This is a genomic window from Porticoccus sp., assembly GCF_965660005.1.
Classification (GTDB): domain Bacteria; phylum Pseudomonadota; class Gammaproteobacteria; order Pseudomonadales; family Porticoccaceae; genus Porticoccus.
On sequence record NZ_CBFHYF010000050.1, the window covers coordinates 1 to 10,437 of the forward strand.

Annotated in this window: 13 protein-coding genes and 2 tRNA genes; 7 read left to right on the plus strand and 8 right to left on the minus strand. The window is 53.5% G+C overall.

The features are described from left to right. The 4 genes from ACTF5G_RS08995 to ACTF5G_RS09010 form a co-directional block, all read left to right on the plus strand. On the plus strand, positions 1–1,168 hold a 1,168-nt coding region (locus ACTF5G_RS08995; RefSeq protein WP_438952482.1), incomplete at its 5' end, for an NfeD family protein. Then, complete coding sequence (locus ACTF5G_RS09000) at positions 1,168–1,914, plus strand: slipin family protein (protein ID WP_438952483.1); 747 nt, start codon at positions 1,168–1,170, stop codon at positions 1,912–1,914. The genes ACTF5G_RS08995 and ACTF5G_RS09000, both read left to right, overlap by 1 nt. Before the next feature lie 115 nt (positions 1,915–2,029). Further along, positions 2,030–3,487: a flavin-containing monooxygenase gene (locus tag ACTF5G_RS09005; protein ID WP_438952484.1), complete on the plus strand. Its 1,458-nt coding sequence runs from the start codon at positions 2,030–2,032 to the stop codon at positions 3,485–3,487. 40 nt (positions 3,488–3,527) lie between these two features. Continuing rightward, positions 3,528–4,484, plus strand: coding sequence for an alpha/beta fold hydrolase (locus ACTF5G_RS09010; protein WP_438952485.1), 957 nt, complete (start codon positions 3,528–3,530; stop codon positions 4,482–4,484). A 188-nt stretch (positions 4,485–4,672) separates the two neighbouring features. On the opposite strand, the gene ACTF5G_RS09015 is transcribed toward ACTF5G_RS09010, so the two are convergent. Then, on the minus strand, positions 4,673–4,978 hold the full coding sequence (locus ACTF5G_RS09015; RefSeq protein ID WP_438952486.1) for a PhzF family phenazine biosynthesis protein: 306 nt from the start codon (positions 4,976–4,978) through the stop codon (positions 4,673–4,675). 36 nt (positions 4,979–5,014) lie between these two features. Further along, positions 5,015–5,317, minus strand: a complete 303-nt coding sequence (locus ACTF5G_RS09020) for a hypothetical protein (protein ID WP_438952487.1) — start codon at positions 5,315–5,317, stop codon at positions 5,015–5,017. 369 nt (positions 5,318–5,686) lie between these two features. On the opposite strand from ACTF5G_RS09020, the gene ACTF5G_RS09025 reads away from it, so the two are divergent. Both ACTF5G_RS09025 and ACTF5G_RS09030 read left to right on the plus strand, forming a co-directional pair. Further along, complete coding sequence (locus ACTF5G_RS09025; protein WP_438952488.1) at positions 5,687–5,938, plus strand: type II toxin-antitoxin system Phd/YefM family antitoxin; 252 nt, start codon at positions 5,687–5,689, stop codon at positions 5,936–5,938. Beyond that, a complete protein-coding gene (locus ACTF5G_RS09030) occupies positions 5,935–6,192 on the plus strand; it encodes a Txe/YoeB family addiction module toxin (RefSeq protein WP_438952489.1) in 258 nt (85 codons plus the stop codon). The genes ACTF5G_RS09025 and ACTF5G_RS09030 overlap by 4 nt, the downstream gene beginning before the upstream one ends. 377 nt (positions 6,193–6,569) lie before the next feature. Here the strand turns inward: ACTF5G_RS09030 and ACTF5G_RS09035 are convergent. After that, positions 6,570–6,658 (minus strand) — tRNA-Leu (locus ACTF5G_RS09035). A 10-nt stretch (positions 6,659–6,668) separates the two neighbouring features. Between ACTF5G_RS09035 and ACTF5G_RS09040 the strand changes: the two genes are divergently transcribed. After that, the gene (locus ACTF5G_RS09040; RefSeq protein WP_438952490.1) at positions 6,669–6,857 is read left to right on the plus strand and encodes a hypothetical protein; all 189 of its coding nucleotides are present in this window, start codon (positions 6,669–6,671) and stop codon (positions 6,855–6,857) included. Between the two features lie 61 nt (positions 6,858–6,918). Here ACTF5G_RS09040 and ACTF5G_RS09045 read toward each other — a convergent pair. The 5 genes from ACTF5G_RS09045 to ACTF5G_RS09065 all read right to left on the minus strand — a co-directional run bounded on the left by ACTF5G_RS09045 (position 6,919) and on the right by ACTF5G_RS09065 (position 10,433). Then, positions 6,919–6,992 (minus strand) — tRNA-Cys (locus tag ACTF5G_RS09045). Positions 6,993–7,129: 137 nt separating this feature from the next. After that, positions 7,130–7,687, minus strand: coding sequence for a CDP-diacylglycerol--glycerol-3-phosphate 3-phosphatidyltransferase (gene pgsA, locus ACTF5G_RS09050; protein ID WP_438952491.1), 558 nt, complete (start codon positions 7,685–7,687; stop codon positions 7,130–7,132). Between the two features lie 44 nt (positions 7,688–7,731). Next, positions 7,732–9,555 carry an excinuclease ABC subunit UvrC gene (gene uvrC / locus ACTF5G_RS09055; RefSeq protein ID WP_438952492.1) on the minus strand — a complete coding sequence of 608 codons (1,824 nt, stop codon included), beginning with the start codon at positions 9,553–9,555 and terminating at the stop codon, positions 7,732–7,734. A gap of 19 nt (positions 9,556–9,574) precedes the next feature. Continuing rightward, positions 9,575–10,243 carry a response regulator gene (locus ACTF5G_RS09060; RefSeq protein WP_438952493.1) on the minus strand — a complete coding sequence of 223 codons (669 nt, stop codon included), beginning with the start codon at positions 10,241–10,243 and terminating at the stop codon, positions 9,575–9,577. Between the two features lie 22 nt (positions 10,244–10,265). Then, complete coding sequence (locus ACTF5G_RS09065) at positions 10,266–10,433, minus strand: alpha-ketoglutarate-dependent dioxygenase AlkB (protein WP_438952494.1); 168 nt, start codon at positions 10,431–10,433, stop codon at positions 10,266–10,268. Positions 10,434–10,437 lie beyond the last annotated feature (4 nt).

The window sequence follows — 10,437 nt, forward strand, 5'->3', positions numbered from 1 at the left end:
CATGCGGGAGATGATCAAGGTCATCCTGGCTTCTCCTCTGCCAGTCATTGGTTATGTGTCTCCCAGTGGAGCAAGGGCCGCCAGTGCTGGCACCTACCTATTGTACGCCACACATATGGCAGCCATGGCTCCCGGCACCAATCTCGGGGCAGCAACGCCAGTTCAGTTGGGCGGCGGATCACCGGGATTGCCAAGCATGCCGGGTAAAGATGATGCCAAAGATGGCAAATCCGGGGGAGAAAGCAAGGAAAACACAGAAGCTGCCCCGACAGGCGATGCCATGGAGCGAAAGGTGGTGAATGATGCCGTGGCCTATATCCGCAGTCTGGCACAACTCAGAAGCCGCAACGGTGACTGGGCGGAACGCGCAGTGCGTGAAGGGGTCAGTCTCTCGGCAAACGATGCCCTTGAACAGGGCGTTATCGAGTTGGTTGTAGACTCCATGGAAAATCTGCTGGCGCAACTGGATGGCCGTCAAGTGACGTTGGATAAGAAATCCGTGACGCTGTCCACTGCAGGGGAAACCGTCCACTACCAGTCAGTGGACTGGCGCAGCGAATTCCTGGCAGTTATCACCAACCCCAATATTGCCTACATCCTGCTTCTGGTGGGCATCTATGGCCTGATCATCGAGTTCTACAACCCCGGTATTGGCCTGCCTGGTATTGTCGGGGCCGCCAGCCTGCTGATCGCCATGTATGCCTTACAGATGCTGCCCATCAGCTATGCGGGAATGGGTTTGATCCTGCTGGGCATCGCTCTGATGACAGCAGAGGCTTTTGCCCCCAGTTTCGGACTCATGGGTATCAGTGGGGCAATCACATTTTTGACCGGCTCCATCATGTTGATGGACACCAATTTGCCCGCTTACCAGATTGCCCTGCCGATGATCATTGCGCTGACAACTTTCAGTGTCGGCCTGTTAGTGTTTGCCCTGAGCATGCTGGTAAAGGCGCGACATCGCATAGTGGTCACCGGAAAGGAACACCTGATCGGAATGACAGCAACTGTAGGACGTATTGACGGCGGAGAGGCCTGGGTATGGCTTGACGGAGAGCTCTGGCATGCCCGGACAACAGTACCTTTACAGTTAAACGAGCAAGTTCAAGTGACAGCAATAGATGGTCTGACTCTCGAAGTCAGCAAACCCACAGAAGGAGAACACTAATGTTCGAGATGCAAACCTTTTTAGGAATACTGCTGGTATTGGTGGTCGTACTACTGGCGTCCATGTTCCGTGTTCTGAGGGAATACGAACGCGGCGTAGTCTTTATGCTGGGCCGTTTCTACAGGGTGAAAGGGCCAGGCCTGATCGTCATCATCCCCGTGCTGCAACAGATGGTAAGGGTGGATCTACGCACCTTGGTGATGGATGTCCCGACCCAGGATGTCATCTCGCGTGATAACGTCTCTGTGCAGGTCAACGCGGTGATTTATTTTCGTGTGATGGATCCCGAGCGGGCCATTATCCAGGTAGAAAATTACCTTGAAGCCACCAGCCAACTGTCGCAAACCACCCTTCGCTCAGTGCTTGGCCAGCACGATCTTGATGACATGCTCGCCGAACGCGACCGCCTCAACGCCGATATTCAGGCCATTCTCGACAAACAGACCGAAGCCTGGGGTGTCAAAGTGGCCAATGTGGAAATCAAGCATGTCGACCTGAATGAATCCATGATCCGTGCCATCGCCAAGCAGGCGGAAGCGGAAAGAGAGCGACGCGCAAAAGTGATTCATGCCATCGGCGAGGCAGAAGCCGCTGAAAAACTGGCGGAGGCATCAAAAATACTGGCCACAGAGGAATCCGCCATTCAGTTGCGCTACCTGCAAACTCTGGTGGAAATAGCCGGCGACAAGAGCTCCACTATCGTGTTCCCGCTACCTGTCGATATCATGAAGAAATTTACCTCGTGAGGCCGGTAATCAGATGTCCATCTGACATCACGGACGATTCATACACCATCTGTTAGGGGATGGTTATTGCTATTCACGCCCGGAATACTCTCCGGCCAGTAACAGAGAATTCACTGTGCCAGAGCATGACATCGACGTATTGATTATCGGTGCCGGGCTGTCCGGTATCGGTATGGCCTGCCATCTGGCCCGACAATTGCCGGATAAGCGTGTCACTCTTCTGGAACGCCGCGATGTGATTGGCGGCACCTGGGATCTGTTTCGCTATCCCGGGGTGCGCTCCGACTCCGATATGTTCACCATGGGCTACGATTTCCAACCGTGGATGAGGCCAGAAATTCTCGCCGAAGGCCCCTTGATTCGCGACTATATTCGCCGGACAGCTGCACAATACGGGGTTGACCGGCACATCCACTTTGGCCTGAAAGCCACCACTGCCAACTGGTCCAGCAGCCAACGTCAGTGGACGGTCAATGCCTTCAATGAAACCACTGAAGAAACCACAACCTATCGCTGCCATTTCCTGATCAGTTGTGCCGGTTATTACAATTACGATATGGGCTACTCACCGGAATTTCCCGGTATCGAGTCCTTCAGGGGACAGTTCATTCATCCCCAGTTCTGGCCAAAATCCCTGAATTATCGCGACAAAAAAGTGGTCGTTATCGGCAGCGGTGCCACGGCGGCCACCCTTGTGCCAGCAATGGCTGGGGACGTCGCCCGGATTACCCTGTTGCAGCGATCACCGAGCTACTATCTCAGTACCCCGTGCTATGACAACCTGATCAAAGGACTTGAAAAGGTACTTCCGCGACAGTGGTTGTATAACATACTGCGCTCCGCCAACATCTTTCTCCAGCGCCTGCTGTACAAAAGTGCCATGCGCTGGCCAGCACAGATGCGTAGGTATCTGCTGTGGAAAGTCAAAAGATCACTTGGTAACAATACTGACATGCGTCATTTCACCCCGGATTATCCGCCATGGCAGGAACGACTCTGCGTGGTACCCGGCGGGGACCTTTTCAAGGCCATCAAATCCGGCAAAGCCCACATAATAACCGATCAGATAGACCACTTTACCGAGCATGGCATTCAACTCAAGTCCGGACAGGCGCTGGATGCAGATATTGTGATCACAGCCACCGGGTTACAGCTACAAACCTTTGGCGGCCTGGCTCTGAACATCGATAACACCGCAATACCGACAAACAGTCTGCTGAGCTACAAATCCGTTCTCATGCAAAATTTACCCAACATAGCTTTTATCCTCGGTTATACCAACGCCTCGTGGACACTCAAGTCGGATATCACGTCCCGCTATATCTGCCGCCTGCTTCAATACATGGATAGCAATAACATCGCCACTGTCACGCCTCGTGCACCCGACAATGAGGCGACCGACGAAAATGTCATGAACGTACTGAGTTCGGGCTATATTGAAAGAGGGAAAGCAGAACTTCCCCGGCAGGGAAGACATGCCCCATGGCGGGTGTCCCATGCACTGGAAATTGATCGAACCATGTTGCTCAGGGAACCGATTGAGGATGAATTATTGGAGATGATCACCAGGTGAACGCAAACTGTCCCGGCAAACCGGTTGAGGTGATTCCCCAATGAACCCCACTCTTGCCTTGCTGGTTGCGTTCTTTGCTGTGGTCGTGGCCTGGCTTATTTTTGACCGGACATTTCCTCGTCAGGCGGCAAGCGCCGGCTTGAAACTGGAGCGCTGGCGCTCATGTCTGAACAGCAAAACAGCCACCATCCCGGGTGCCACCATGCCCTATCTGGAGGGCGGCTGCGGTGAGCCACTGGTTCTGGTTCACGGCTTTGGCGGTGACAAGGACAACTTCACCCGTATTGCACGTTTTCTCACCCCCCATTGCCACCTGATCATCCCGGACCTGCCGGGTTTTGGCGATGCAACCCGCGATTTACAGGCCAACTATCAGATCGCTGATCAGACAAAAAGTCTGTGCGAGTTTCTGAATGTACTCGGCCTCAAACGGGTTCATCTCGGGGGCAACTCCATGGGTGGCTTTATTGTGTGTCAATTTGCCGCTGAACAGCCCGAACGGGTTGCCAGCCTGTGGCTACTGGATGCTGCGGGCACCGAACCCGCCTACCAGTCGGATTTACTGAAACACTACCTGACCACTGGCGAGCTACCCATGCTTTTGCGCTCGGCGGGGGACTTTAAAAAGCTGATGCAAACGACCACACACAAACCACCCTTTCTGCCCTATTCCCTGAGACACACACTGGCTCGGCGCAGTGTTACCGACTTCGACTTACACAGCGAAATCATGCGGCACATCACTGCGTCACCCCTGCTGGAAACCCAGTTCGAGGTTATCGATACACCTGCGCTGATTGTCTGGGGAAACGAGGATCAGGTTCTTCATCCCGCCGGAGCAGCAGCCCTGCAACTCCTGCTGCCGCAGAGTGAGCGTCGGATGATGCCCGGCATTGGTCATCTGCCCATGCTGGAGGCACCCCGTCGAACAGCCCGGGATTACATCCACTATCGCAATGGACTCACAGCCGAAAACAACCAGAAAAGGAATGGATAAAGGACAGAACGCTTAGGCCGCGAATACACCGCAAAAAAATAAGCCATACTGAAATGAATCGAAAAAAGCTGAATCGAGGGTTGCTAGAGATGACTTTCTGCTTCCATAAAGTAATTCGGGCGGCTCACAGGGTTTTGGCACAGCGGCAGGAAAATCCATTTGCAACTGACCACCCGATCTCTCAACTGTCAGCTCACCACTGCGCGTGGCAAAAGTGATCCGGTTTTTCCGGTAGTCACTATGTAAAAAAGCACATGGGCTGCGGCCAGGGTGGCATGACCACACAAATCGACTTCAGCCAGCGGAGTAAACCACCGCAGCGCAAAGCCATTTATCGAAGACACAAAAAAGGGCGTCTCGGAGAGGTTGTTTTCCTCCGCAATGGCCTGTAGCAAGCTGTCATCGGGCCAAAAAGATAGCGGCACCACCGCAGCGGGATTGCCGGCAAAGACCCGGTCAGTAAACGCATCCACCTGATACTGTCGAGGTTTCATGCCAGTCGCGCCAGAAAAATTACAGGTGCTCAGCCGCTAGTCATCACAGATCGCAGGGCAGTTCTTGCCACCTTTATTGGCCGGATTGTAGGGACCGCCTTTTCCTGCATAGCAGGCACCGCCGAAGCCTTTATAGGCCGGACCACCCAAGCCATCATATCTGGCATCGCCATAACCTTTGTAGGCAGAACCGCCGGGGCCCTCGTAGCGAGCCCCACCTTTGCCGGTGTAACAGGGGCCGCCCGGTTTTTTGGAACCTTTGCAATCACAGATATCATTGGCCAGTGCGCTGTAAGGTGCGAGCGCTACAACGAGGAATAGAATTGCCCATTTCATCATGATGCTTCTCTGGATAGGGTCATTGGCGATATTGTCTTCCGGTGAACGGAGCTTATCATTAAAGCCGCTGGTCGTTTACTCCCAGCCGTTTGATCAGTCGATTAAATTGGCATGATTCAGACCCAACATCCGCGCAGCACGGCTGATAAAGTACTCCAGCTCTCCCCTCATTGCACGACCAGTGATAATTCCTGTCTACAGCTATTCAGGGAAGGTTCCATCGCTAATGCCGCGGTAAAGGGCAGCCGTAGCGACGCACAAGCTGCACCACCCAGGCCGCACTTTTTTTGCGGCTGAAGTGAATTTGACCAGCTTGTTATGCGCTGATACCATACGTACATATTTTTGTACATGTACAGGTAAATAAAAATGGAAAGCATAAGCTATACTGCTGCCCGCAGCAACCTTGCCAGGACCATGGAGCAGGTATGTAATGATCACGCCCCAATAGCTATTACCCGTAAAGGTGAAGGCGCCGTAGTGATGATATCAATGGATGACTACCAGGCGCTTGAAGAAACCGCCTACCTGCTTCGTAGCCCGAAAAATACAAGGCGCTTGATTGAGGCCATCGCAGAACTGGAAGATGGCAAGGGGCAAGCGAAGGAACTGATTGAGTGACATTAATTTTTGCAGAGAAGGCATGGGAAGACTACCTATACTGGCAAAAGACGGATAAGCAGATACTTAAACGAATTAATACGCTGATCAAGGATATTCAGAGGGAGCCGTTCGAAGGTATTGGCAAACCCGAACCATTGAAGCATGCCATTTCTGGGTACTGGTCTCGTCGAATTAACGACGAGCATCGAATTGTTTATAAAATTCACGAAGACTCAACTCTCATCGCCGCACAGCTACGTTATCACTACTGAGCCAAGCACATAAGGTCGCCAGCACCGGCCAAAAAACCACGGCAAAGCGATGTTCTTTGGTTACTCCACATAAAGGCATAAAGGGGTCGGTGACAACTGCAAATTATTCTCAATTGTCACCGACCCCTTTTGTGCCGACCCCTTTTGTGGTAGTACCAGAGGCCGGACTCGAACCGGCACGCTTTTAAGGGCGGGGGATTTTGAATAAAACCTGATCGATCATTTCCAGTCGAATGACTTTAAGTTGCCTTATTCCTTTGACTGAAAAGGAGCACTTTTATTATTTTTTCCGCCTACTCTTTGCCTACACAAAAATTTTAGATGATTTTATTTTCACCAAAAAACCAAGTAAATATAACTTAACTTATTGATTTTAATGGTGCCCGGAGCCGGGGTCGAACCGGCACGGAGGTTACCCTCCGAGGGATTTTAAGTCCCTTGCGTCTACCAATTTCGCCATCCGGGCATTTTCGAGGATGGGCTTTATATCGATGTTGTCTGAAGGTTGCCAGCACGTTGTGCTGGTCCTTGCGGTCGCTACCGGCTCCTGCCTGTCGCGACACTTGAGCATCCTGCTCATCGTCTACCAATTTCGCCATCCGGGCATTTTCGAGGATGGGCTTTTTCTGGCTGTTACTGCTTTCGCTATCGCAACTGACAATTGATGGCCTGGAAATTTATCGGGCTGGACGATCAAACTTGAGTATTGCAGATAGTCGTTGAAAATGGAGGCGCGGGTCGGAATCGAACCGGCGTTAACGGAGTTGCAGTCCGCTGCATGACCACTCTGCCACCGCGCCTTTAGGATGCGGGATTGTACCCGACGGGATTTTCAAAGAACAGTAAAGAAGGCGGCTATTCTATGGATTGATAGGCGATAAGCAACCTCTTATTTCACGGTGGATAAAATAACCCTGAAGAACGCCGCCACTCGCCCTCAGGAGACTCTGGACAACTCCGGCCAGGCCGCTTTCAGGTAAATCAGCATGGACCAAAGCGTGAGCAGTGCGGCCACGTATAGCAGGCCGATGCCCATCAGATCCAGCACCGGGTACACCACCGGATCTATCGCCAGCAATACAGCAATAGCAATCATCTGCAAAGTGGTTTTCACTTTACCCAGATAGGACACAGCCACGCTGGCGCGGTTGCCCAGTTCCGCCATCCACTCCCGCAGTGCAGAAATAACGATTTCACGACCGATGATCACTAGTGTCGGCAGCGCAAACAGCACATTGGCATGGGATTCCAGCAGCATGATCAGGGCCGAGGCCACAATCAACTTGTCGGCCACGGGATCGAGAAACGCGCCGAAGGGGGTGAACTGATCGAGTTTTCGAGCCAGGTAACCATCAAGCCAGTCGGTGCCGGCCGCGATACCAAAAATGGCGGCACTGGCAAGATGTCTGCCTTCCCATGGCAGGTAGAAAACACCAATAAAAATAGGGATAAGCGCGATACGCAACAGGGTGAGGATATTAGGGAGATTCCACATGATAGGTTTTACTGCACAGTCCAATTGCTTAAGACCCGCTCAAGTTACTCATTGTGGAGGGTGCTGTAAATAGTTTCGGCCACTTTCCTGCTGATACCTGGCACACGCATCAATTCAGCGACACTGGCCCGCTCAACCTCCTGGGAGCCGCCGAAAAATCGCAGTAATTCCTTGCGCCGTTTTGGGCCTACCCCGTCGATGCCTTCCAGAGTGGACGTGCGACGCTTGCGATCGCGGCGCTGGCGGTGACCGGTAATGGCAAAGCGGTGGGCTTCATCGCGGATTTGCTGGATAAGCAACAGGACCGAGGACTGTGCTTCCAGTTCCTGTTCGAGGCCATCACGCGACAGCAACAGGGTTTCAAAGCCCGCTTTGCGGGTGGGTCCCTTGGCAACGCCCACCACCTGCACCCCCATCACGCCCAGTTCAGCCAGCACGGCGACCGCCCTGCGCATCTGCCCCTTGCCGCCGTCGATCAACAGAATATCGGGCGGTTTGCCTTCTTCTTTCTGAATGCGGGTATAGCGGCGCATTAGCGCCTGTTCCATCGCAGCGTAATCATCCCCGGCGGCGACATTTTTGATATTCATTCGCCGATAATCCGATTTCAGCGCCCCGCCACTATCAAATACCACGCAGGAAGCGACCGTATCCTCCCCACTGCTATGGCTGATATCAAAACATTCAATCCGTTCGGGCGGCGCATCCAGTTCGAGGAGTTGCTGCAAGTCTTCCAGACGCTGCTGGGTGTTCTTGCGTGAGGCAATGCGACCGCTCAGGTTCTGGCTGGCGGTACGCTCGGCCAGTTCCAGCCATTGTGCCCGGGTGCTGCGCCCCCGGTGCTTGAGAACCACCCTATGGCCGGCCACCTCGGAAATTGCCGAGGCCAGCAGCACACTGTCGGGCAGTGCGTGATTGACAACAATCTCGCGTGGGAAATCACCCCGGCCGCTGTCGCGCAGATAGAACTGCGGCAGAAAATCTGTCAACACTTCGGCGGCATCCGCTGCCAGTGGCACCTTCGGGTAATAGCTTCGGCTGCCGAGGATTCGCCCCTGACGGATAAAGAGCACATGCACACAGCACTGGTCTCCCACCAGCATGGCGGCCAATACGTCGATGTGGCTGCTGCCGGATTCCACCACCTGTTCGGCCTGAATAGTCCGCAGCGCCACCATCTGATCGCGCAGCAATGCGGCCCGCTCAAATGCCAGCGCCTCTGCGGCCACGTCCATGTCGGCCTCCAGCTCACGGATCAGGTTGTCGTTTTTGCCCTCGAGAAACATTTGGGTGTGTCGCACATCGCGCTGGTAATCCTCCGCAGAAATCAAATCCACGCAGGGGGCAGTGCAGCGATTGATCTGGTATTGCAGGCAGGGTCGGGAGCGATTGCGAAAGAAATTATCGTCGCATTGGCGCACCCGAAAGGTTTTCTGCAAGAAATTCAGACTGTCGCGAACAGCCTGAACACCGGGGAATGGCCCGAAATAACTGCCGGTCTGTCGTTTGCTGCCGCGGTGAAATACCAACCGGGGGTACTCGTCGCGGTCGGACAAAAATATGTAGGGGTAGGATTTATCATCCCGCAGCAGAATGTTGAAAGGCGGCCGATTTTGTTTTATGAGGTTCTGCTCCAGCAGCAGCGCCTCAATCTCCGTCTGGGTAATGGTGACATCGATGCTGGCGATACGGCTCACCAGAGCGGCGGTTTTCGATGTCAGCCCGGTGGTTCTGAAATAGCTGGTCAGTCGTTTTCGCAGGTTTTTTGCCTTGCCAACGTAGAGCACAGCCCCATCTTCACCCATCATCTGATAGATGCCGGGACGCTGGGTCAGTTGCTTGAGGAACGGTTGATGGTCAAAGGACATGGCGTCATTGTACAGCGGATCAGATCAGTTCGGAGGGATCCACCAACCCGTATTTGACTGCTGCGAGAGTAAGTTCGACATCGTTACTGACACCGAGCTTTTCATAAATGCGATATTTGTAGGTATTGATGGTCTTGGGGCTGACATAGAGGGTTTTTGCCACATCCCTGGCGCGAATACCGCTGGTAATCAACGTCGCAATCTGAAATTCACGTTGCGACAGCCGCGAGAGTGGCGAGGTTTTGCTACCGGATTTCATGCCGTTGGCTACCATTATCTGGGCCAACTCCGGATTGACATAGATGCCGCCACTCAGGGCAGTTTCCACCGCTGCCTTGATCTGGTCACTGTCAGCTTTCTTGGTGATATAGCCGCAGGCACCGGCCTTTAACAGCGAGACCGGGTAAAAATCATCATTGAAAGCACTGACAACGATCACCCGGGTTTTCGGGTACTGGGACAGAATGCGCTCGGTAGCTTCGAGTCCGCCGATACCCGGCATCCGCACGTCCATGAAAACAATATCAGGGGATAGCTCGCGAACCTGGGTGATCGCCTCTTCACCACTAGCGGCCTGACCAACCACGGTGATACCCGGCACTTCTGCCAGCAACTTGCAGATACCCATACGAATGAGATCGTGATCGTCGACTACCAGGACGGTCTTGAATGCCTCGTTAGCGGTCATGGCAAAAATCCTGAAATTCTATCTAGCCTACCACCGGGTTTGCCGATTGGCCACGAACCACGCTGCGGAAAGTCACATTAATTCGCGGCCCCACAGCAGTGGCGACTTTCGGCAGTCGGTGCCGCCAATGGTGCTGTAATGCCCCGCCCATCAACAGCAATGAACCATGTTCCAGCTCAAACGTTCGCATCGGC